The 22818-nt window shown below is 68.9% G+C and carries 16 protein-coding genes and 6 pseudogenes; 16 read left to right on the top strand and 6 right to left on the bottom strand.

Annotation, left to right across the window (positions count from 1 at the left end):
• Window positions 1-58: 58 nt before the first annotated feature.
• Window positions 59-679, bottom strand: coding sequence for a TetR/AcrR family transcriptional regulator (locus FB563_RS29490; RefSeq protein WP_055704900.1), 621 nt, complete (start codon window positions 677-679; stop codon window positions 59-61).
• Window positions 680-1535: 856 nt separating this feature from the next.
• Between FB563_RS29490 and FB563_RS29485 the strand changes: the two genes are divergently transcribed.
• The 6 genes and pseudogenes from FB563_RS29485 to FB563_RS45515 form a co-directional block, all read left to right on the top strand.
• Entirely contained in the window at window positions 1536-4292 is a 2757-nt protein-coding gene (locus FB563_RS29485; RefSeq protein WP_079048618.1) for a multifunctional oxoglutarate decarboxylase/oxoglutarate dehydrogenase thiamine pyrophosphate-binding subunit/dihydrolipoyllysine-residue succinyltransferase subunit, read from the top strand.
• A 45-nt stretch (window positions 4293-4337) separates the two neighbouring features.
• Window positions 4338-4637, top strand: a complete 300-nt coding sequence (locus FB563_RS29480) for a DUF488 domain-containing protein (protein WP_063797037.1) — start codon at window positions 4338-4340, stop codon at window positions 4635-4637.
• Window positions 4562-4837 (top strand): DUF488 family protein, encoded by a 276-nt coding sequence (locus FB563_RS45250; RefSeq protein WP_324615829.1) that lies wholly within the window; start codon window positions 4562-4564, stop codon window positions 4835-4837. The genes FB563_RS29480 and FB563_RS45250 overlap by 76 nt, the downstream gene beginning before the upstream one ends.
• On the top strand, window positions 4801-5163 hold the full coding sequence (locus FB563_RS43120; RefSeq protein WP_063797036.1) for a TDT family transporter: 363 nt from the start codon (window positions 4801-4803) through the stop codon (window positions 5161-5163). Before FB563_RS45250 ends, FB563_RS43120 begins: the two co-directional genes overlap by 37 nt.
• Window positions 5118-5267: pseudogene (locus tag FB563_RS45520) on the top strand (tellurite resistance/C4-dicarboxylate transporter family protein); the annotation flags it as partial. The gene FB563_RS43120 and the pseudogene FB563_RS45520, both read left to right, overlap by 46 nt.
• A 55-nt stretch (window positions 5268-5322) precedes the next feature.
• A pseudogene (locus tag FB563_RS45515) lies at window positions 5323-5463 on the top strand (tellurite resistance/C4-dicarboxylate transporter family protein); the annotation flags it as partial.
• Window positions 5464-5654: 191 nt separating this feature from the next.
• On the opposite strand, the gene FB563_RS29470 reads toward FB563_RS45515, so the two are convergent.
• A complete protein-coding gene (locus FB563_RS29470) occupies window positions 5655-6827 on the bottom strand; it encodes a TDT family transporter (RefSeq protein WP_055704896.1) in 1173 nt (390 codons plus the stop codon).
• Between the two features lie 475 nt (window positions 6828-7302).
• Between FB563_RS29470 and FB563_RS29465 the strand changes: the two genes are divergently transcribed.
• The 4 genes from FB563_RS29465 to FB563_RS29445 all read left to right on the top strand — a co-directional run bounded on the left by FB563_RS29465 (window position 7303) and on the right by FB563_RS29445 (window position 12163).
• Complete coding sequence (locus FB563_RS29465; protein WP_107100545.1) at window positions 7303-8307, top strand: GlxA family transcriptional regulator; 1005 nt, start codon at window positions 7303-7305, stop codon at window positions 8305-8307.
• 254 nt (window positions 8308-8561) lie between these two features.
• Entirely contained in the window at window positions 8562-9611 is a 1050-nt protein-coding gene (locus FB563_RS45245; protein ID WP_324615828.1) for a DNA-3-methyladenine glycosylase, read from the top strand.
• A gap of 357 nt (window positions 9612-9968) precedes the next feature.
• The gene (locus FB563_RS29450; protein WP_159045453.1) at window positions 9969-11360 is read left to right on the top strand and encodes an MFS transporter; all 1392 of its coding nucleotides are present in this window, start codon (window positions 9969-9971) and stop codon (window positions 11358-11360) included.
• A gap of 347 nt (window positions 11361-11707) precedes the next feature.
• Window positions 11708-12163: a DUF6884 domain-containing protein gene (locus FB563_RS29445; RefSeq protein ID WP_055704894.1), complete on the top strand. Its 456-nt coding sequence runs from the start codon at window positions 11708-11710 to the stop codon at window positions 12161-12163.
• Window positions 12164-12507: 344 nt separating this feature from the next.
• Here FB563_RS29445 and FB563_RS29440 read toward each other — a convergent pair whose 3' ends face one another.
• From FB563_RS29440 to FB563_RS29425, 3 genes and pseudogenes are all read right to left on the bottom strand, one after another.
• Window positions 12508-14169 carry a hypothetical protein gene (locus tag FB563_RS29440; protein WP_055704893.1) on the bottom strand — a complete coding sequence of 554 codons (1662 nt, stop codon included), beginning with the start codon at window positions 14167-14169 and terminating at the stop codon, window positions 12508-12510.
• A 100-nt stretch (window positions 14170-14269) separates the two neighbouring features.
• Window positions 14270-15345 (bottom strand): IS630 family transposase gene (locus tag FB563_RS45510; RefSeq protein WP_425281737.1). Its coding sequence is split into 2 segments (ribosomal slippage): window positions 14270-14860 and window positions 14863-15345, totalling 1074 coding nucleotides; the frame shifts between segments, so codons are not numbered across the junction.
• A 31-nt stretch (window positions 15346-15376) separates the two neighbouring features.
• Window positions 15377-15679 (bottom strand): annotated as a pseudogene (locus tag FB563_RS29425) (transposase); the annotation flags it as partial.
• Window positions 15680-15683: 4 nt separating this feature from the next.
• Between FB563_RS29425 and FB563_RS45505 the strand changes: the two are divergent.
• Together FB563_RS45505 and FB563_RS29410 are read left to right on the top strand one after the other, a co-directional pair.
• A pseudogene (locus FB563_RS45505) lies at window positions 15684-16640 on the top strand (IS630 family transposase); the annotation flags it as partial.
• Between the two features lie 144 nt (window positions 16641-16784).
• Window positions 16785-17611 (top strand): annotated as a pseudogene (locus tag FB563_RS29410) (IS701 family transposase); the annotation flags it as partial.
• A 283-nt stretch (window positions 17612-17894) separates the two neighbouring features.
• On the opposite strand, the gene FB563_RS29405 reads toward FB563_RS29410, so the two are convergent.
• A complete protein-coding gene (locus FB563_RS29405) occupies window positions 17895-18623 on the bottom strand; it encodes an SDR family oxidoreductase (RefSeq protein WP_055704888.1) in 729 nt (242 codons plus the stop codon).
• A gap of 75 nt (window positions 18624-18698) precedes the next feature.
• Between FB563_RS29405 and FB563_RS29400 the strand changes: the two genes are divergently transcribed.
• From FB563_RS29400 to FB563_RS29380, 4 genes and pseudogenes are all read left to right on the top strand, one after another.
• Window positions 18699-19076, top strand: coding sequence for a MerR family transcriptional regulator (locus tag FB563_RS29400; RefSeq protein WP_055704887.1), 378 nt, complete (start codon window positions 18699-18701; stop codon window positions 19074-19076).
• Window positions 19077-19954: 878 nt separating this feature from the next.
• Window positions 19955-20701: pseudogene (locus tag FB563_RS29390) on the top strand (alpha/beta fold hydrolase); the annotation flags it as partial.
• 110 nt (window positions 20702-20811) lie between these two features.
• Entirely contained in the window at window positions 20812-21234 is a 423-nt protein-coding gene (locus FB563_RS29385; RefSeq protein ID WP_324615827.1) for an ester cyclase, read from the top strand.
• A 748-nt stretch (window positions 21235-21982) separates the two neighbouring features.
• Window positions 21983-22690: a hypothetical protein gene (locus FB563_RS29380; RefSeq protein ID WP_079048625.1), complete on the top strand. Its 708-nt coding sequence runs from the start codon at window positions 21983-21985 to the stop codon at window positions 22688-22690.
• Window positions 22691-22818: the final 128 nt, after the last annotated feature.

Here is a 22818-nt window from a genome sequence, read left to right as displayed (position 1 = left end):
GGGCCCTCCCCGGGCCGCCGCAGCCGCCAGGAGCCGTCGCGCAGGCGAAGATCGGGCCTCAGACGCCGGTCACGGCCTCCTGCGTCGGCCGTCCGCCGAGGAGGGCCAGGCAGTTGGGCCACAGGGGGCCGAGCCGGTCCGTGTTGTTGTACAGCTTGGCGAACATCACCTGGCCTTCCAGCTGGGCCACGACGGCGCGCGCCGCCTCACGGGTGTCGGCCACGCCGACCTCGCCGCGCTCACGGGCCTCGGCGATGACGGACTCCACCATGTCGACCTGTGCGTCGAAGATCTCCTGCAGCCGCTCGCGGACCGCCTCGGTCTGGTTGCTCAGCTCCAGAGTGAGGTTCCCGAACAGACAGCCCGCCACGGTGCCGCAGCCCAGCTGGACGGCACGCTGGCCGGCCTCCGTCTCCTCGAACAGCCGCCGCAACCGCCACAGCGGCTCCGCGTCACCGGTCAGGGCTTGTGTCCAGTCGCGCTTCTGGGCCGCCCAGTGTTCGTCGACGACCGCGAGTGCGAGGGCCTCCTTGGACTCGAAGAAGTAGTAGAAACTCCCCTTCGGCACCCCGGCGGCCTTGCAGATCTCGGCCACGCCGAGCGCCGAGTACCCGCGCTCCTCGATCAGCGAGCGGGCGGCGTCCAGGAGCTTCCGCCTGGCGTCGGAGGTACGTCCCATGACATCAGCGTACGAAATAACCGACCGGTCGGCTACCTGCAGCGAGCGAACCCCGGGCGGCCGTAGGACGCCGGCCGCACAGGTAGGCGTTGGCCTCGGCGGAGATGCCCATCGCCATGAGGGATGCAGCGGTCGGGCGGCCGTGCGGGCGCGGCGAGTTCGCGGATGGACTGCTGCCATCCGGGACTGAGCTGGCGCATCAGCGCCTGCGCGCTCGTCTCGGCGGCGGCGAACCTGGAGCGTCCTGCGTCGGTCAGGGTGGCCTCGACCGTCCCGCGGTCTCCGGCACGACGATGGCGATCAATCAGTCCGGCCGCCTGCAGACCCCGGAGGAGGTAGGACAACCGGTCCCCGGAGTCCTGGAGGAACGCCGCCGGCTTGGCAACGGGCACAGATCCGCTCGCGGCCTCGGCGAGCGCGCCGAGAATGAGGTAGTCATGGAGCGACAGTCCGTGCTGCACCCGCAACTCACCGTGCACGAGACAAGGTCCGCAGGACCCCTGGAAACTGCCACCGCGTGGTGTCCGACAAATCGTAGTCGATCATATTCCTTCCCAGGGGTCGGTTCTCCGGCGCCCTCGGATCAGGACGGCGTCACCCGCCCGCACTCCGACTGTGCGACGACGGCAGGCAGCAGGCCGTCACCCGGCCGATGTCCTGATGTGAGGCCGTCGTGGCGCGCCCGACCATCCGTCTCCGCACTCCCGGCGTCCTAGCGTCGTCAGTGCGACTCGGTCGAACGGGTCGGTCTCCGCAACGGTTGCGAAGTCCTCGAACACCTGACACGCAGGCGGACGACCGCCGTAGCCGCGTCCGCCATCCCAAGGCTTCACAGAGGAAAGAAGGCGTTCGCGCCATGGCGTCGCAATCAGACACCGCTCGAGCAGCGTCTCACGGGCTGGACTTCGGGCTCAACGAATGGGTCGTGGACGAGCAGCGGCGGCGTTACCTCCAGGACCCCGGCTCGGTCGACCAGACGTGGAGGGACTTCTTCGCCACTCTGGTGTCCCCGGCCGCCGCAGCCTCCCTGACCGCCTCGGCCCAACACCACAAGGGCACCGACGAGGTGGCCCTCAAGGCGGTCCGGGTCGCGGCGCTCATCCACGCGTATCGTGTGCGCGGGCATCTGATGGCCGGAACGGATCCGCTCATGGCCCGGCCAGCCGCAGCACATCCGGAGCTCGACATCGCCGCGTTCGGACTCAACGACGCGGACCGGGCGGAGGACTTCGCCGTGGACGGGTTCGCCGGGCGCGCCACGATGACACTCGACGAAGTGCTGGGCGCATTGCGGGAGTTCTACTGCCGCACCGCCGGGTTCGAGTACATGCACATCCAGGACGCCCGGGAACGCCGCTGGATCCAGCAGCGCGTCGAGGGCCCGCAGCGCCGCCCGGACCGTGCCGGGCAGCTGCGGATCCTCTACCGGTTGGGGGCCGCGGAGGCGTTCGAGACGTTCCTGCAGACCAAGTACGTGGGCCAGAAGCGGTACTCGCTCGAAGGCGGCGAGTCGGCCATCGTGCTGCTCGACGCCCTGTTGCTCCGCGCCATCGAAAACGGTGTCCGAGAAGCCGTCATCGGGATGGCGCACCGCGGCCGGCTCAACGTCCTGGCCAACATCATCGGCAAGTCCTACGGCCAGATATTCGACGAGTTCGAGGACACGGTGGACATCCGGTCGGTCCAGGGCTCGGGGGACGTGAAGTACCACCTCGGCGCGGAGGGCACCTACCGTGCCCTGAACGGCGGCACCATCGCCGTCTCGGTCGTGGCGAACCCCTCGCACCTGGAGATCGTGGGGCCGGTGGCCCAGGGCGTGGTGCGCGCCAAGCAGGACCTGGCCGGGGACCAGGGCGAGCCCTTCCCCGTACTGCCGGTCGTCCTCCACGGCGACGCGGCCTTCGCCGGCCAGGGCGTGGTCGCCGAGACCCTGAACATGTCGCAACTGCCGGGCTACCGCACGGGCGGGACGGTCCACGTGGTCGTCAACAACCAGGTCGGCTTCACCACCCTCCCCGCCAACGGCCGTTCGAGCACGTACGCCACCCATGTGGCACGGATGGTGGAGGCCCCGATCTTCCACGTCAACGGCGACGACCCGGAAGCCGTCGACCGCGTCGCACGGATGGCCTTCGACTACCGCCAGGCGTTCCACAAGGACGTCGTGGTCGATCTGGTCTGCTACCGGCGCCACGGGCACAGCGAGGTCGACGACCCGTCCATCACGCAGCCGATGATGTACGAACGCATCGACGCCAAGGCTTCGGTGCGCACGCTGTACGCCGCGGCCCTCATACGCCGCGGGGACATCGGCGAGCGGCAGGCGGACAGTGCCCGCCGCAACTACCAGGATCACCTCGAACGGGCCTTCGCCGAGACCCGGGCGCTGCCCGCTCCCGCACCGGCCGAAGACCTTCCTTGCGCCGACGCCGGACAGGCGGCCACCCAGCGCACGGCGACCGCGATCGACGAGGCGAGGGCCCGTCAGGTCATCGCATCGCAGACCGACCTGCCGCAGGGCTTCACCGTGCACCCGCGTGTCCTGCCACAGCTGCACCGGCGTACGGCGACGCTCGACACCGGCACCGTCGACTGGGCCACCGCGGAGACACTGGCGATCGGTTCGCTGCTGCTGGACGGCGTCCCGGTACGGCTGGCCGGGCAGGACTCCCGGCGCGGCACCTTCGGCCAGCGCCACGCCGTACTGACCGACCGGCGCACCGGCGCGGAGCACACGCCGCTGAACTCCCTCAGCCCGCAGGCCGCGAGCTTCGCATCGTACGACTCGATGCTGTCCGAACTGGCGGCGCTGGCCTTCGAGTACGGCTATGCGCAGGCCCGTCCGGAAGCCCTGGTGCTGTGGGAGGCCCAGTTCGGTGACTTCGCCAACGGCGCGCAGACGGTCGTCGACGAGTACATCGCCTCGTCCGAGCAGAAGTGGGGCCAGCGCTCCGCAGTGACCATGCTGCTGCCCCACGGCCTGGAAGGCCAGGGCCCCGACCACTCCTCCGCCCGGATCGAACGCTTCCTGCAATTGTGCGCGCAGGACAACATGACCGTGGCCATGCCCTCCCTGCCGGGCAACTACTTCCATCTGCTCAGGCAGCAGGCGCTGGACGGCCGCAGGCCACTGGTGGTCTTCACCCCGAAGTCGATGCTGCGGTCGAAGGCGGCCGTCTCCGCCCTGTCCGAGTTCACCCAGGGCGGCTTCCGCCCGGTCCTGCCGGACGACACGACGGACCCGGCCCGTGTCTCGCGCGTGCTGCTGTGCTCGGGCAAGGTCTTCTACGACCTCGACGCCCACCGGCACGCCGCGGGCTCGACCGACACGGCGATCGTCCGCGTGGAGCGCCTCTACCCGTTCCCCGACGAGGAACTCGCGGCGGAACTCGCCCACTTCCCCGCGGCCGCGGACGTGCGGTGGGTGCAGGAGGAGCCGGAGAACCAGGGTGCGTGGTCGTTCGTCGCGCCGCGTCTGCACCGGCTGACCCGGCGCGCCGTGGAGTGCGTGAGCCGGCCCGAGGCGCCCGCGCCCGCGGTCGGCTCGGCCCGCCGGCACGGCGTGGAGCAGAAGGCTCTCGTGGCATCGGCCTTCCAGTCCACAAGATCGTGACGGGGCGGGCCGGTGAGTTCTCCGGCCTGCGTCGGAGGACGCGTCGTGTCCGAGATCATCTGCCGCAGAATCGACGAGCAGACGCCGAGCGAGGACGGCGAGGTCGGCGAGCGCGTGCTGGTCGACCGGGTCTGGCTGAAAGGTCTGCGCCGGCAAGGCGCACCGCTCGACGAGTGGCTGCGGGAGGTCGCACCCTCCATCGAGCTGCAGCGCTGGTACGGCCGCCACCGCCAGCGGTTCGGTGAGTTCCGCCGCCGCTATCTCACCGACTGGGCGATCAACGGCACAAATACGCAGCTGCCCGGCTTCGGGACCTGGCCCAACACCGCAGACTCACCCTGCTGACCTCCACCCAGGACATGGACCACAGCCATACCGCGGTCCTGGCCGAATGGCTCACCGAACCCGGCTCTCACGATGAGCGGCGCCCGGATGCCGCCCGTCCCGAGCACGGACGCGCCGCTCCCGGTTCCGGCCGCCCGGACACCGCGCGGCGGTCTCCGCCGCGGTGGCCAATCTCAACGCGCGCGCACTCGCGTTCATGATGGGCACCGGCACCGTCTCCACGGCCCTGTACGTCAACGGCGCCGACACCGCCTCCGCCGTACTGCTGTGGGTGCCCCTGGCCGGTTGTGCCGTACTGGTGCCCGCCTACGGCTGGCGGCTGCTGCGCCGGCGCGAGCGGTTCGTCGCGGATCTCCTCGGGCCGCGTGCCTTCGCGTTCCTCACCCTCGCGATCTCCTCGAACGGCTGGCTGCTCGCTTTGTGCCGGCCGGACACACCGCGGTCTCCGGGGCGTTCCTGGCGTTCGGGACGCTGGGGTGGGTGGTGCTGGACTACGGCATCCCGCTCGCGCTCATCACGACGCTGAAGCGGGGCCCCTCGCTCGACCAGGTGAACGGCACCTGGTTCCTGTGGTCGGTGGGATCGGAGTCGGTGGCGGTCGCGGCGGCATCGCTGGCCCGGGTGACCCCGGGACACGCACTGGCCGTCCTGGCAGTGGTGTGCTGGGCCGTCGGCCTGATGCAATATGTCGCGCCCGCTCGTCATCGGGACGTCCGTCGTCCTGTGGGCGTTCTCAGGCTGGCTGATCCCGCTCCTGCTGGCTCTGGGCGTTTGGCGGCACGCGCTGCGCCGTATCCCGCTGCGCTACGAGCTCGGCTGGTGGAACCTCGTCTTCCCGGTCGGCATGTATGCGGTCACCACGCATGAGCTGGGACGTGCGACCGCAACCGGCCTCGACGGCAACCGGGGCGCTGCCATAGGCACGCGTTGCGGTGCGGCGCGAACCCGGCTGCCCGTCGGCAGACAGCCGGGTTCGCGCGACGCGTCCGTGTCATGCGGAGCGTTACACGGGCGCTGTCAGCGGCGGGCGCGCTCACGCTGCCGGACAGCATGGCGCAGGGAGTGCCAGGCGACCACCGCCCAGGCGGCGACGAGCAGGGCGTACAGGACGACGGCGATCCAGACGAACAGCTGCGAGCCCGTACGAGCAGCGAGCGCGCTGGTGCCGGTGACGCACGCACCGAGGGGGAAGATGAAGGACCACCAGGTGGCCGCGAAGGGCAGCCCTCTGCGGATTTCCCGTACGGTCAGCGCCGTGGCCAGTACCAGCCACAGCAGGGCGAAGCCCCAGATCCCGAGCCCACCCAGGAGCGCTACGACACCACTCCCGCGCGCGTACGGGGCGGGCAGCGCGCTCGGCGACGCCGTGGCCAGCGTCCCCAGCGCTGTCACCGCCTGATCCAGCGCCCCCACGCCGATCCACATCGTGGGCACCACCGCACCGCCGGGCGCGTCATGATGCACCAGGCGGCTGTAGACCATGGCCAGCACCAGCAGGACCGCGACCAACCCGAGCCCGAGCATCGAGTAGCAGCACAGCAGCAGGGCCAGCCGCACCTGCCCGGCCGGCGCCCGCGGGATGAGCAGCGCGCCCGCCGCGGCGGAGACCAGCGGCGGCACCACCGGTAGCAGCCAGCCGCCGAACGCCGCGTCCGGCGTGAAACGGTGCCGCGCGACCATGAGATACGGCACCGTGCAGGCGGTGGCAAGACCCAGCACCGTACCGGCCGACCACAGCACCCAGTCCGCATCCACCGCCGCACGCTCCCCGATCAGCCGCCGGCCGAGCAGCAGCGTCCCGGCGCCGACGGTGAGCAGAGCCATCGGCGGCGCCCCGAAGAACTGGGCCAGTACCGGATCACCGGCATGCACCCGCAGCGCCCGCTGCCCGGTATAGCTGACGGCGAGCACGATCAGCAGCAGCGCGGTCCCCGCCCAGACCACCGTGGCGGCCTCGCCGAGCCCGGGGAAACTGCGCGGCAGGGTGGCGGCCGCGACGGCGACGATCCCGCTGCCCATGACGGCGGCGAACCAGCCGGGACCGAGCCGGCCCCGCTTCCTGCCGTTCGCCTCGTCCGGCTGGTCACGTACAAGCGCGGATGATCTCGGGGCCGAGCAGACCGCGGACGCTCTCGGGGCCGGGCCGACCTGGGACGGGACCGCTCGGCTGGTACTGGGGTGGGGTGTCACAGCGCGGAGTGCCTTCTCTTGGGATGTCGGATTCGTCACCGTCCACGACCAGCCACGGTGACGGGCCGGCCGACTGGCCGGGCCACACCCAGCAGCTCAGGGGCGCGGCCGAGACCGTCGGCCCATTGGCGCCCTCGACGCTATGGCGAAGCGCGGCTCCCGCCACAGAACAGCACGCGCCATGACGCCCTCACACCAGGACATCGAGCACCGTCCAGGCCCGTTGCCGGGTGCCGGCCCGATGCCCCGATGTCCTTGTCCGAGCGTGTTGTGGCCACACCTGTGGCCATGACGAGACGGCAAGCGGCCGCTGAACATGGGCGAGGCGCCGAAGCCCGATGCCTCGTTCCACACCACGGAAGGCAGCAGCATGCCGCAGGGACGCGGACGACAATCGGCACGGGAGCGGCAGAGCATCGCCGGGCGGATGATGGTGTCCTCCGATGTGGGCCCCAGTCCGTCCGGGAGGCGCACGATGAAGGACAGGCCGTCAGGCAGGAAGCCGCTCCTGGTGACCGTGCTGGTCTTCCCCGGCGTACGGCTGCTCGACGTCACCGGACCGATCGAGGTGTTCACGACAGCCAACGAATTCGGCGGTCGCTACCGCGTACGCACGGTCTCCCCTGACGGCGCCGACGTGGTCACCGCAGCCGGCACCGGACTGCGCGTCGACCTCGCTGCCGCGCAGGTACAGGCGGCCAGCGATGTGGTCGTCATCCCCGGCGGCCCGGAGTGGCCCTCCCTCATCAAGGACGACGCGCTGCTGGACGCCATGAGAGGGCTCGACGCACGCGGCTGCCGCACGGCGTCCATCTGCACCGGCGCCTTTCTCCTCGCCGCGGCCGGACTGCTCGACGGACGGAAGGCGACAACGCACTGGCGCTTCGCCGACCAGCTCGCCCTGCGCTACCCGAAGGTGACCGTGGAAGCGGACGCCCTGTTCGTACGCGACGGCCACATCATGACCTCCGCAGGCGTCACCTCGGGCATCGATCTCTCGCTCGCCCTGGTCGAGGAGCACCTCGGCGCCGACGTCGCCCGCGCCGTGGCCAAGGACATGGTCGTGTTCATGCAGCGGCCGGGCGGCCAGTCCCAGTTCAGTGTCCGCACCCACACCCCGCGCGCGAGACAGGAGATGCTGCGCCGGGTCCTGGACGCGGTCGCCGAGGACCCGTCCGCCCCGCACACCCTTGCCGCCATGGCGCGCCGGGCAGGCGTGAGCACCCGCCACATGACACGCCTGTTCCACGACGAGATGCACACGACCCCGGCCCGCTACGTCGAGCAGGTCCGCATGGAGGCCGCCCAGGCGATGCTGGAAGACAGCGACGACCCCATGGCCACGGTGGCCCGGCGCACCGGCTTCGGGTCACCGGAGTCCCTGCGTCGGGCCTTCACGCGCAACCTCGGCATCACGCCGGGAGCCTACCGGGCACGCTTCCGCACCACGCACACCGGAGTCGACGGCAAGGGCGCCTGAGCCCTGAAGGTATCCGGCGAGCACAGACAATCGCCGAAACCCGACAGGCCGGCCGTGCCGGACGAGGCCAGTCAGGCCTCCTCGGCAGTCCGTCCCAAGCACCGGCTCTGCGAGCGCGGCCCGCCACGCGGGCGCGTTGAAAGGACCGGCGAAGTACTGCGTCTCGTGCACGACCTGCTGGTCGGCGAATTCCATGACCTCGCCGAGTACGAAGGCGCACCGTCGTAGATGGTGAGGCATTCGCTCACCCATACATGCGCGTGGCCGGTGACGCGCAGGAGGGTGAACCGCCGGTCGGCCGGATGCCCGCCGTGTTGTCTCGCGGCCCGGGAAACGTTCGCCCGACTGCGGATGGTCCAGCATCGCGTCCGCGGCCTGGATCGCGTGCTCGGCCTCGATGTCACCTCGTCCGGAAGCGTGTTCCTTCCTCCAACGGCCTGGTGGGCGTTCGGCTCGAAGGTCCGTATCCGAGTGCCTCACGGCAGTTTCTCGGGCCATGGGGCGACGCAAGGAGAGCGCTGGGACGGTGGGGGCGTCGGATCCGGCGTCCCGGAATCTCGACAGGAGGCAGCGGCTTGGCAGAGGACCGGACGGTCCCGGGCGTGGCCGGGACTGATCACGAGCAGTTGCGGGCGTTCGATGAGCCGGGGGCTGCGTCGGCAGGGCGGTCCGCCTTGCGCGAGCACTTCTTCGACCGGCCTGCCCTCGAGGTGGCTCCCGAACTCCTGGGGGCTCTCGTGGTCTCGCGCTCGCAGCGCGGCGTGACGGCTGTGCGTATCACCGAGGTGGAGGCGTACGAGGGGCCCGATGACCCGGCCTCGCACGCGTTCCGGGGTCCGAACCGGACCAATCGAGCGGAGTTCGGGGCCCCGGGGACCTTCTACGTGTACCGGACGCACGCGGTGCATCGGTGCCTGAACGCCGTCTGCGGGCCCGGGCGGCGTCCCGCTTCGGTGCTGCTCCGCGCCGGCACCGTCGTGGAGGGAGCGGACGTCGCGCAAGAACGCCGGGGGCCTGGGGTACGGGCGCGCGATCTGGCGCGCGGCCCGGCCAACCTCGCGCGAGCGTTGGGCATCGCCGATCTGCATCATGACGGTCAGTCAGCATGCGACGCAGCGTCGGAGTTGTTCCTCGCGGAGCCCGCCGGGGGTGTCTCGTCCGCGCGGGTCGGCCGAGGGCCGCGGACGGGGGTGGGCGGTCCTGCTGCTTTGCATCCCTGGCGCTTCTGGATGCTGGGCGAGTCGAGCGTCAGCGCCTATCGGGCGCACCCGGGGTCCCGCCAACGGAGGCGGGCGAAGGGCTGAGCCTCCCCCGGCCTGGGACATCACGAGTGCCGGCGCCGCTCCCCGGAGGCGGCGGCACCCGGAGGTGCTTCAGCCTCGCTCCGGTACCGGCGCCGGGGTCTGCGACGAAACCGCAGCGAAGACCGAATGTGCGCCTTCGTTGTCCTTATCCGCGGCCACGCACACCTGGCGCCTGCGAGTTGAAAACCTCAGGAAATGTCCTTTGGGCCGGGCCCGCTTGCTGCCTCTCCTCCTGAGACGGCGTCCGCGGGGACGGCGGCGGCCCGACCGTATAGAAGGCGATCAGTGATGACTCCGATCAGTCCCACTCCCGAACCGGATCCGCGCAGGTGGCGCGCGCTCGGGATCATCTGCCTCGTGCAGGTGATGCTGCTCCTCGATGTGACCGTGGTCAATGTCGCACTTCCCCCCATCCAGCACGATCTCGGCTTCACGACCACGGGCCTGGCATGGGTCGTCAACGGATACACCGTCACCTACGGTGGACTGCTGATGCTTGGCGGACGCCTGGGTGATCTGCTCGGCCGCAGACGCCTCTTCCTGACCGGCTTGGCGATCTTCGCGCTGGCGTCGGCGAGCGCGGGAGTGGCCCAGCAAGCCGGTGTACTGATCGCCGGCCGCTTCGTACAGGGCGTCGGCGCGGCACTCGTCAGCCCGGCAGCCCTGTCCCTGGTGACGCTGCTGTTCACACAGCGGCAGGAAAGGGCACGGGCCATGGCCGTCTGGAGCGGCCTGGCCGGAGTTGGGGTAGCCCTGGGAGTCGTGCTCTCGGGCATCCTGACCACCATCGCCTCCTGGCGTTGGATATTCTTCATCAATCTACCCATCGCCGCGTTCGCGTTTTTCGCCACTTTCAGGCTCGTCTCCGAAAGCCGGGCCACCAAGCGCGGTCGGCCTGACGTCCTCGGCGCCGTCACCGTCACCCTCGGTCTGCTCCTGGTCGTGTTCGGCCTCCTGGAGAAGGACAGTCACGTATGGTTCTCGTTCCCCGTCCTGGGTTGCGTCGGGATCGGTGTGCTCTGCCTGATCGGCTTCGTGCTGGTGGAGGCTCACGTGGCCCAGCCCCTGGTGCCCCTCGCATTCCTGCGCTCACGTAACCGGAGCATCGCCAACGTCGTGCGCATCTGCTACTACGTCGGGTTCGCCACCCTCTTCTTCTCACTGAGCCTGTATGTCCAGCGCATACTTCACTTTTCCGCGCTGGCGACCGGATTCGCCTTTGTACCGTTCGGCTTGGTCATTCTCTTCAGTGCCACCGTGATGGCACCACGCCTCCTTCCCCGGTTCGGTCTGCGGGCCCTGAACGGAGGAGGACTTGCGGTCACCACGGTCGGCTACGTCCTCCTTGCCGGCCTCAGCAGCCACGGCACCTATGTGGCCGACGTACTGCCCGGACTGATCCTCGTGCCGCTGGGAGGCGGCCTCGTCCTCGTCGGATCCACTGTCGCCGGAGTGGACGGCGCCACCGGTGAGGACGCGGGCATCGCCACCAGCATGAACAATGCGTCCATGCAGATCGGCAGCGCCATCGGCCTGGCTGCCCTGGTCTCACTGGGCACCGGCCACGCCGCCGTGCTGCGGCGTGCGGGCGCCGACCAGGTGACCGCCGCCGCGCACGGTTACGCCTTCAGCTTCACCATCGCCGCCGGCATGACGGCCTTCGGTGCGTTCCTCGGCTTCGCCGGAATCCACCCGACACCGGCCGAGACTCCGACGGTGAGGACCAACGCCAAGGAGCGCGTGGTCTGACGCGCCGCCGGCGGCGAAAGCGAGAGTCCGCGGCCGCGGCGGGCCTGGCGGAACGGTGCTGCCGCTGCGCGTCAGGGGACATGGTGGGCCTGCTCGAAGAGGCCGAGTGTGCACCAGCTGCTCGTGCGACGGCGGCATCGCCGGGTCTGAGCTTCCATCGGCCGCCTCCCCTGCCCCTCGCGTGGACGCCTCAGGCCGGTCATCCGGCATGACCCTGTTCTTCTCGAACTCCGCTCCGCCATAGCCATCCCCTGCTCGACCGCTCGGCAGGCGGGTCTCCACCAGAACACGCCGGGCGCGCACACGACCAGCACTGCTCACTTCACAGCACAGGCAGGACCCCAGACATGACCACAAACGACCATCTCGACTACTTCAAGCCGCAACTCGTCGTCATCCCGTGCGGCAGCCGCAAACTGGGCTCGCCCGCGCGCTCCGCAGACATGTACGTAGGCTCCTACCACCGGGCATGCCGCAAGGCCGCCGACGCACTGCAACCTGACCTGCTGCTCATTCTCTCCGCACGCCACGGGCTCCTCGACCTCGACGACGTCATCGAGCCGTACGACACACCTCATGGTGCAGCCGACGCGGTAACGAGCCAGGTCCTTCTGGACCAGGCAACCGTGCGTGACATCGTGGGCCTTGACCCGGTGGTGGCCCTCGGCGGTGCACGACACATCAGCCTCGTGCGCTCCGTCTGGCCGCACGTCCACACGCCGTTGGCCGGAGCACGCGGTATGGGTGAGCAAATGGCCCGGCTTGCAGCATTCCGCAAGGGACGGGGAATGCCTCTGACATGACGCTTCGTGCGGCGACCCGAGGCCTCGCCGCCATGTACCGAGGCGCAGGCACTACGGGGACTGGGGAGCGTTCCAGAGGTGACGGCTGTATATGGTGTGGCGGTACCACAGCGCGACGTCGTGAAGCTGACGGCGGAGGCGGTGCCGACCGCTTGCTCCTCAGGGCATCCTAGGGTGTAAGAGAGTATCTGATCAGTTTTCACGCCGATGCGAGCGGGATGTCCGTTTCGATTCGCCAGGTTGGTGTGGATTCTCCTGTCAGCTCGCGGGACCTTTTGTTACTGAGGACGACGGTTTGATGTCGTTTCGTGACAGGCGCGCCAGTCGGAGAGGGACCTGTTATCTCAGGGCCGCACCAGTATTCGTGTGACCCCGGCGACCAGCGTCGTGGCGAGTGTCCAGCCACTGATGATCAGTGCATAGGCCAGCGCCTGGCTGGACCCGCTCGGATTCCACGCGCCCGATTGACCGAGGCTCACTACCGGCACCAACAGGTCGAGCGTGTAGGCGACCGGGTTGAAATGCGGTCCGCCCGTACCCAGCGGTGCGGGGTGGTGGGAGGCGAAGTAGACCGATCCGGCGGCGAGCAGGCCCAACAACCACAGCCCGGCCAGCCACGGCCGATACCCGTAGCCGACCGTTGCGTCCTGGAGAAGGCCCCATGCTTTCGCCGGCAGGCCAGCCGCCTCACGTCGCCGCCGCTGCTGGGCAAGCAGCACCCGCCGCGACTCGCCGTCACGCCCCACCGCGCGGTAGCGCGCGGCCAGCTGCTCGTAAGGCTGAGGCTGATACGCGTCACGAGCCAGCCACGGCAGTCGCATCCCGGCCGTCGGCAACGGCATCAGTTCGTCATAGACGAAGCCGTCCAGGCGCAGCTTGTCGGGCCAGGACGCGGCGTCGTCCTCAAAGGTTGCAGTCCGTGCCCGCCGCAAGTCCAAGCTGTGCGCGGTGAATCCCTCATTGCAGAACATCGCCCCTTCGACGCGCGCGCCGGAGGCGTCGAGCGTGCCCAGTCGCGCACCGCTCAGTGTCAGCGGCCCGACGATACGGGCCGAGTTGAGCCGGACCGCGCCCGAAGCCGTGACGCCCGACAGGTCGACCCCGCCCTCGACCGAGATGTGGTCTGCGCGCAGCGCCGTTTGGCCGTGGTCCTCCACCAGGTCGGCGTCGGCCAGCATGAGCCCGCCCTTGATCGCGGCACCGCTGAGGTCGACGCCGCCGGTGACGGTGAACCGGTTCTTCGCTCGGGTGTTGCCACGGCGGGCGAACATTCCGGTGTCCACGCGCAGCCCCTGCGCCAGCAGGGCGGGCGTGGGTGGGCGGTTGGGCTCCTCGTGGGTTATCCGGGCGCCGTCCAGATGCAGGTAGCCGCCGATGCGCGCGCCGGGAAGCCGGAACTGTCCGTCGATGACAACGTCGTGGCAGTACATCGCGGTGTCGACGACGAGCAGGTCGCCGTTGACGGCCGTGCGCGGCGGCGTCCAGTCGGCGTCAGGGTCCGGTGGTTCGAGCGGGGGCGCGGTGATCGTGGTCCCGCTGATTTCGATCTCGAAGACGCGTGCCGCGTAGAGGCTGAGCCGGTCGAGGCGGCAGCCCTCCATCTGGAACTCGCCGCGGATCTCGGCGCGGTTGGCTTCCAGTACGGTGAGGTAGCAGCCGCGCAGGCGCACGCTGCGAGTCTCGGCTTCGGCGAGGTCCAGGCCGTCGTCGAAGCAGCAGTGCTCGAAGTCGAGTGCGTAGGGGACTTGCGTGTGGGCGAGCGTGAGTCGCCCGACGACACGGGCGCCGGCCAGTTTGACCCCCGCGCCGCCGTTCGCATCGGGCCCGCTGCCGGTCAGCAGCGCCGCGATCACCTCGGCGCGAATGTCGCGGGTGCGCGGCCACCACGTCGCTTGGCCGGGGCCGTCGTCGGGTCCGGAGCGCAGGTCGACCAGGGCGCCGGTGGGAAAAGCGTGCCAGAGCCGCTCCTCGGTGGCCGTCAGGGTGCTGATCTGGAAGCCGCTCACGGCAGTCGAGCATCGCTGGACAGGGTCGGCAGCGCAAGGGGATTGCCTGCGCGGCGGACGATCGCGGCGGGCGAGTTTCCGACGACGGCGTTTCGCGACGTCATGGCGGTAGCAGGTGGAAGGTCAGGCCGGTCTCCGCGACGAAGCCGTCGAGGACGACGGGCCGGTACTGAAGGCGCTTGAGTCGGTTGCGGATCAGCGTCTCCAGCGCATCGACGGTGAGCGCGGCCAGGTTGGTCAGGCTGCGTTTGACGTGGGACCACACGCCCTCGACCGGGTTCAGGTCCGGGGCGTAGGCCGGGAGCAGCACGACGGTCAGCCAGGCTCGTTCAGCGATCATCTGTTTCATGGTTGCCGACACGTGGGTGTTCAGCCGGTCCCAGACCAGGATGATCGGGGCTCTCAACTGCTGGTGGGCGGCGTCGATCAGCCCGATGCAGTCGCGTTCGGACAAGGAGCGTCGCTCGTTCTTGCGGCCGCGGTGGACGCGCAGCCGGTAGAACAGTCTCGTGCGCCCCCCGGGACGGACCGCGATCAGTCCGGCGATCGACACCCGCCCGGAGCTGCGCCCGGCCACCTGCACGATCGGGGTCTGGCCCCGACGTCCCCAGGTTCGGCCGCGCGGCGGCGTCAGATGCTGGCCCGCCTCGTCCTCGAAGCAAACGAAGGCGCCGAGCGCGGCCGGTGTCCTTTTACCGCAGGCCACGTTGTTTCCTTCCAGGCGGCGATCGCGAGCTCGTCGCGCCGGGCGGCCCGTCGCGCCGGCATCTGCGGCGTGAAGCCGAGCCGACGGATCAACCGGGCTGCCGCGTCGGCGCTGTAGGAGACATGGAGTTTGCGGCCGATCAGCTTGGCGACCCGAGCCCCGGTCCACACCTGGTCCTCATCCCAGCCGAACGCCGCCGGGCCCTCATCCAGCATCGCGGCCAGTTTGACCTGCGACTTCGTACTGAGCTTGCACCGCTGCCCCAGCGGGCCCCGGCTTGCCGGCGCCGCCGTCCCGCCGCGCTCGAAGTCAGCCCTCCACCGGTATACCGACCGCACCGTCACCCGCAGCAGCTTGGCGATCTCCGAAGGCGTGACGTCCTCGACGAACATCGCGGCAGCCTGCAACCGCAACGCCTCGCGGCGTGCCCGCCCCCCGGCGTCCAACCCGCCGCCTTGCGCATATCTCACTTCAACTACATTGCGCCGTGAGGGCCGTTCGTCAGCAGGGTGAACCTCGGCGAGACGACATCAAAGCGCCGTCGTCAGTAGCCATCGCCCAGTGGATCACCGTGCGGGATCTCTGCGGGAGGGCTTCGTAGTCCCGCGCCAGGCGACGGTGCTGCATCAGCCAGCCGAAGGTCCGCTCGTGCACCCACCGCTTCGGCAGCGGCTCGAACCCCTTCGCCCGTGGCCGCTGCACCACCTCGACATCGATGCCCAGCCGGGCGCCGTGGTTGAAGATGCTGTTCTGGTAACCGCCGTCGGCCCAGACCTTGGTCACGCTGGGATGTGCCGCGGCCAGGTCGAGATCTTTAACGACCCGGATGTCGGCGAATCGCCGGCGGCGGGCGTTGGCTTCGGGCGGTCGGCAAGCCCTGGCTTCCAAGGGCCCCAGTGGCGCCCGCTGCAAGCTCGCCCCGGAACAACTGCCTGTTTTTACAGGAGGTGTTGGATACTGGCCCGGCCGCGTGCGGCTGGAGTGACCAGTGCTGGACGCTGGCGAGGATCGCCGAGATCGTGCGCCGCCGGTTCGGCGTGGAGTACATCCTGGCCGGGCCGGACTTGTTGCTGCACCGCATCGGCTGGAGTGTGCAGGTCCCATCCCGTAAGGCCACCGAGCGGGACGAGGCGAAGATCGCCGCCTGGAAGGACGAGCAGTGGCCCGTCATAAGAAGAGGGCGGCGGACTTGGGCGCCTGGGTCTGCTTCGAGGACGAAGCCGGCCCAGACCTGAGGCCGCCCAAGGGCCGCACCTGGGGCCGCCGGGGCCACACCCCGGTGGTGCGGGTCACCGCTGCGGGCACCAAACGCGTCTCGATGGCTGCGCTGATCTGCACCAAAGACGGTCATCGGCCTCGGCTGACCTACCGCCTCCACCTCGACCGTGGTCCCGCCAGGGGCCGCCGCAAGGGCTTCACCAAGACCGACTATGCCCGCCTGCTGGATGCAGCGCACCAGGAGCTCGGCGGCCCCCTCGTTTTGGTGTGGGATAACTTGAGCACGCACGTCAGCCGCAACATGCGCGAACTGATCGAAGCCCGACTATGGCTGACGGTCCACCAACTGCCTCCGTACGCCCCCGAACTCAACCCCGCCGAGGGCGTGTGGTCACACCTGAACAGGTCGCTGGCCAACCTCACCAACCACAGCCTCGGCCAGCTCACCGCGTTGGTGAAGACGCGGCGGAAGCGGATGCAGTACCGCCCCCGCCTCCTCGAGGGACTCATCGCCAAAACCGCGCTCGACCTCCAATCTTCTCCGTAACGGTAAAGATCTCCTAGTACTCCAGCCGTAGTTGTGGATCTTGGAAGGTGAGGCGGTGCCGACGGGTACGGCCACCCGCTGATCATCGGGTGTGAGGACAGAAGATCAGACGGTGGCCGTAGGCCACAGCGGAGGCCTTGCCCGTTGGGACGAGGAGTTCGAGGGGCTGATGGAGCGCATAGCCGGCGGTTCGCCCGTTCTGAACCCCGGCGTCGGGTAGGGAAGTTCGTTCGCGGACTGCTGGCTGATCTGCCCCGCAAGAACTGCTGGACGATCGCGGAGTGAGCCGGTGAGGCCACGCCGGATGGCATGCAGCATCTATTGGAGCGGGCCAAGTGGGACGCGGACGCGGTCCGCGATGATCTGCGCGAGTACGTTGTCGATCGCCTCGGCACCGAGCAGGCCGTCCTCGTCGTCGACGAGACCGGCGACGTGAGGAAGGGGAACGCGACCGTCGGGGCACAGCGACAGTACGCCGGCACCGCCGGCGGATCGAGAACTCCCAGGTTGCCGTCTATCTTGTGCATGCCACGCCGCGCGGACACGCCGCCGTCGACCGTGAGTGGTACCTGCCCAGAGCATGGACCGACGGTCCCGAGCCGTGCCGCAGTGCGGGACTGGAACCTGACGAGGTGCGGTTCGCCACCAGGACGCAGTTCGCTGCCGCGATGCTCGAGAGGTTCTGGGCCGGCGGTCACACGGCCGGCTGGGTCACCGGCGACGAGGTCTACGGCGGCAACCCGGCCCTGCTGTCGATGATTGCTGGCGAGGTGGCCCATTACCGCTGTTTCAGCCCGTGGCCAGTACCGCTGACCGCCCTGGTCCGGGTCGCCGGAATCCGCTGGAGGTTCGAGGAGACCTTCCAGGCCGGCGAGGGCCTCGCCGGCCTGGACGAGCACCAGGTCCGCCGCCACACTCCCTGGCTGCGCTGGGTGACCCTCGCGATGCTCACCCACGCCTTCCTGGCCGTCATCCGGTGCCGACGAGCACCGCGAACACCCCGCCCCCGCCGGACTCATCCCCCTCACCTGCAACGAAATACAGCGCCTATTCACCCTGCCCGCCGCATACCCGAACGACCAACGCGACCATCGCCTGCGCTGGTCCCTATGGCGTCGTCCGACACCAGGCCCGCGCCCGCGACCGCCACCACCGCCGACGCGAGGCCACAACATGAAGATCCACAACTGCGGACGGAGCATTAATTGACCGGCCGTAAGAAGCAACACACCGTCAGCGGGGCCCGAGGGCCCCTCAGGCCGCCATCAACGCCGCCAGGGCGCGGTCCATCGCGGCGTTGAACTCTTCCGGCGTCAGTGGCAGCCGGGACTTGACGTCCCGACTCCATTGGTCGGCGAGGACCTCGGCGGAGCCCGCCTCGACACCGTCGAGCGCCGCGTCGGCCAGGTCCGACGGAGCGATCTTGTCCACGGGCCAGCCCGCCGCCATGTCGGTGTCGGCCAGGCCGAGGTGTACCGCTGTGACGAGCGTGCCCTGCTCGGCGAGCTCCAGGCGGACGCCGTTGGTCATGGCCCAGGCGGCGGCCTTGGACAGGTGATAGGCACCGGCGCCCTTGCCCCCGAACCACGACATGGCGGAGAGGACGTTGACGATCGCGCCCCCGCCGTTCCTGGCGAGTGCCGGCGCGAACTCCCGGATCATTCCCAGGTGGCCGAACATGTTGGTCTCCAGCTCGTGCCGCACCGCGTCCAGCGAACCGGTCACTAGGTCGGTCCCCGTACTGATTCCCGCGTTGTTGATGAGTAGCGAGACGTCCGGGGCGGCCTCGGCGGAGGCCCTCACGGATGCGGGATCGGCGATGTCGAGGGGCAGCACCTCGACCCCGGGCAGGTCCACGGTCACCGGTCGGCGGGCCGTCGCGTAGACCTTGTGGGCGCCCCGTTCGAGCAGGCGCTGGGCGAAGGCGCGGCCCAGGCCGCGGTTGGCTCCGGTGACAAGGGCGACGGAGTTGTTGATATCCATGCCCGGTACGCTAAAACCTGACGCTGACGTCAGAGGCAAGTGCTGGCCGTCAGGACCGGGGCGAGAGGAATCACCATGACCGTCACGGAGGCTGCGGCCGAGCGGCTGGTCCGCATCGGCGAGGTGGCACGCGGCGCCGGCGTCTCGGTACGCGCCGTGCGCTACTACGAGCAGCAGGGGCTGCTCATCGCGGAGCGCAGCCCGTCCGGCCAGCGCCTCTACCGGCAGGACACCGTCACCCTGGTGCGCTTCTTCCAGCAGATGTTCGCCGCCGGTCTGACCAGCCGAAGGATCGCGGAACTCCTTCCATGCTGGGACACGGGGCACACCGACGCCGAGCAACGAGCCATGCTGCGCGCCGAGCGCGACCGCATCCAGGCCAAGGTCGACGACCTGCAGGCCGCCCTGGACCGCCTCGACGAGGTCATCGCGATCACGGACACGCACCCGTAGGCGCGGTCGGTCTGACGTCGCACCAGCGATCTACGGCCGGAGTACTGGAAGTAGGAGGCCACCAGGTCGCGGTCCACCGTGATGGAGTCACGATCCAGTGCGGGCAGCCCCAGGTGGTCACAGATCAGCTGGTTCAGCTGCTCCTCGTAGGTCTCGTTCTCGTGGTCCAGTCCGGCCGCCGTGATGAGGGAGGCCATCATGTTGGGCCAGTAGTCTGCGACGTAGTCGGGGCCTTCGTAGTCGATGCAGGACGATATCTGGCCGTCCTTGTAGTGGTACGCCTTGGGCCGGTGGGCCTGGGCAATGGACGGGGTTGAACATGTGGTGAACGATCACGCCCCAGTCACCGGATGCCGTGCCGTTGCCGTAGGCGAACGGCGGCCGGTCGTGCGCGGACAGGCCATCGGCCATGGCGGCCAGGCCGGTCCCCTTGAAGTAGACCAGGACGCTTTCGTCGTCCCCACATCAGTCTTCTTCCAGCCACGCTATGACGCCACGGTTGATCCAACTTGTCATGCTCAGCAACGTAACGGGCGCCACTGACATACCAACGTCCGGCGCGCCGTCGGGGCAGACCGCTGCGCTCTCCGACTCACGCGCCCACTCGCTGAAGCCCTCAGTGCCATTCAAATGCCGTGACCCACATCGTTAAAGATCTCTAGCCACGGGTGTGTGCTCACGGCGGTCTGCCCCGGCGTGCTGAAGTGGGGCGTCCCGAGTAGCGTGGGGAAGAGACTGTACGGAACGGCTGCCTTCACCAGTATCGCCCTCGCCCTCGCGGGCGTTCACTGCTGGTCGGACGTGGTATTCACGTGCCCGGCTCGGGCGCTGAATCGCCGTGAAGGGCGGTGTTCCGAACAAGTGCTAGCGAGGCGATCATGGCCCTTGCCGCTGCCAAGGACGGCACACAGATCTACTTCAAGGGCTGGGGGGCGGGTGAGCCGGTGGTGTTTTCCCACGGCTGGCCACTGATCGCGGATGCGTGGGATCCGCAGCTGAAGCTGAAGGCGGACAGCGGTTTCCGGGCCGTCGCCCCCGACCGACGCGGAGGCGGACGGTCCGACCAGCCGTGGATGGGCAACGACCTGGACACGTATGCCGACGACCTGGACCTGGCATCGGTCCTGGAGAACCTTGATCTCCAGGACACCATCCTGGTCGGCCACTCGACGGGCGGCGGAGAGGTGACGCGCTACATCGGCCGGCACGGCTCGAGGCGTGTGGCCAAGGTGGTTCTGCTCGGCGCGATCCCTCTGTTAATGCTCAGGACGGAAGCGAACCCGGAGGGGCTGCCGATCGAGGTCTTCGACGAGATCCGGCAAGGTGTGCTGACGGACCGGTCCCAGTACTACAAGGACCTCAGCGCTCCGTTCCACGGCGCCAACCGCGAAGGTTCGACCGTGTCGCAGGGGACCCGTGACGAGTTCTGGCTCTGGAGCATGACGGTAGGCGTCAAGAGCGTCTACGACTGCGTCAAAGCCTTCTCTGAGACTGACCTCACGGGGAACCTCAAGGAGTTCGACATTCCCACGCTGATCATTCACGGCGACGACGACCAGATCATGCCCATCGTGACATCCGCGAAAAAATCGTCGCAACTGGTCAAGGACGTGACCTTCAAGGTCTGCACGACCTCCTTGAATTCGCACGCGGCTGACCGACCAGGTGTCGTTTCACCGGTCTTCCCGCGTTCACGCGGCCGGCGCCAGACCACTGGCAGGCGCGAGCCCGAGGAATGCCCATGTCTCAGCAAACGAACATCGCCGCACAGACCGCTTTCGCAGAGGCGGTCATCACCGGCGACCTCGCGGCCCTCGACGAGATCGTCGCACCCGACTCGATCGACCATGATCCAGCCCCAGGACAGCTGCCGGGGCCCGAAGGGTACAAGGCCATGTTCGCCGATCTGCGGGCAGCCTTTCCCGACCTGCACGTCGCGGTGGAGCATCTGGTGGCCACCGACGACGAGTTGGCTTTTGCCTACACCATCACCGGAACGCATCTGGGGCCGCTGATGGGACGGCCGGCGACCGGCAGGAAGGCAAGCTACCGGGGCATGCAGATCAGCCGCTTCGACAGCGACGGAAAGCTCGTCGAACGCTGGGGCAGCAGCGACGAACTCGGCATGCTGCGCCAACTCGGACTCACCGAGTTGTGACCCCAAGAGCGGGATTTCCGATGGTACCGGGAACAACCAGCTCGCACGCGATCGGCCCACTGTAATCAATTGGCTTCTCAAAGCTACCGTCTGGCAGGAGAGTTCCTGCCGGACCATTCGCGGACCAATGAGCTCCGAAGGACACAACCCACGAGCCGCCCGCTCACGAGCGCGGCGATACGTCGATACCGTAAGCAGCGCCGAACCGTCGGCAGCACTGGGAGACCTCTTCGACCTCATAGCCGTCCTGAACGAATCCGTACCGCGAGCGAAGTCTCCTCGCGGCGAGAACGGCCCTGCCGACGTGCACGAGCGGACCGTTGGCGCTGCCGCTGTTCCTGCGGAAACGAGGTCATGACGCGCCTGTCATCCGTCCGGTCGGGAACCACCGGCTGCAAGAAGTGCCCCCGATCCGGTGGCCGAACCGAGCACGGCCATCACCCTCACCCTGACCAGCATCAGAGGAGGCCGTACCGCGTGCGGAACGTGCTCCCGAGGCGCGACTCGATAACCGTCGGTCACGATGCACGCCGCCGCTGCACCCAGTAGTCGAGCAAGCCCGGGTTCCGTCGTACGCACCTTCTTCAGGAGATCGCTGCCGCCCGACGGCATCCTCGGTATCGGCCCCCTTTGAAGATGCGTTCGGCGGATCATGGGCGCTTCGGCGTCCAGCGATGTGGCCGACGTCCCGTGGACGGTAGTCGACTATCAGCTGACATGGGCAGGCAGCACAGTCTTCAATGGCGTCATGGCCACGCCGACGCCGACACCCCCGCCCCCGCCCGCCACCCTGGAGTCGATCGCGGGTACCGCCACGCTGGACGAAGTCCTGGAGTGTCTACGCGCGCGGCGGCCGGTGTTCCACTCCGAGGCCGATCTCCAGCACAGTTTCGCCCTCGCTGTAGGCGAGGTCGCACCGGAGGTCAGGTGCCGTCTCGAGATCCCGGTGCGCGGAAGCAACGCCTCGGAGTACCTGGACCTACTGTGCCTGGGGCCGGCGGGCCGTACGGCCATCGAGTTCAAGTACGTGACCCGACAATGGTCGGGTACAGCAGGGACGCCTCCCGAGGAGTACGCCTTGCGCGGACACAACGCCCCGGACGTCGCACGTAGGGACTTCCTGCGGGACGTAGCAAGGCTGGAACGCTTCTGCGACCGCGAGGACCAGAACGGGCTGGCCCTGCTCATCACAAACGAGGCGGCCCTGTGGCGCCCCAGGCAACGCAGGATGCCCACCAGGGACGAGGAGTTCCGCATCCACCACGGGCGCGAACTGAGCGGTACCTTGCTGTGGGCCGGCGGTTCCTTCCCGGACAACACCCGAGTGCTGCGCGGCGCCTACACGCTCGCCTGGCGTCAGTACACCCAACTGAAGAGTCCAAGTGGCGAGTTCCGCTGCCTTGCGGTGTTCATCACTCCGAACGCCGCGCAGCCCCAGTGGCCGCACGAGGCGTAACCAGCAGACTGCCTCGCATGTCATTGACCACGGGAATCTGCCCTGGGTGAAGGCACTAGCCTCGATTCCGGAGACATCGAAAACCTCCTCCACGACGCCGAGCAGCACTTGGATCCAAACGTCGTCGA

Source organism: Streptomyces puniciscabiei, from assembly GCF_006715785.1.
Lineage (GTDB): Bacteria > Actinomycetota > Actinomycetes > Streptomycetales > Streptomycetaceae > Streptomyces > Streptomyces puniciscabiei.
The sequence above is the reverse complement of the archived record's forward strand: the minus strand, read 5'-3'. Positions and strand labels throughout refer to the sequence as shown.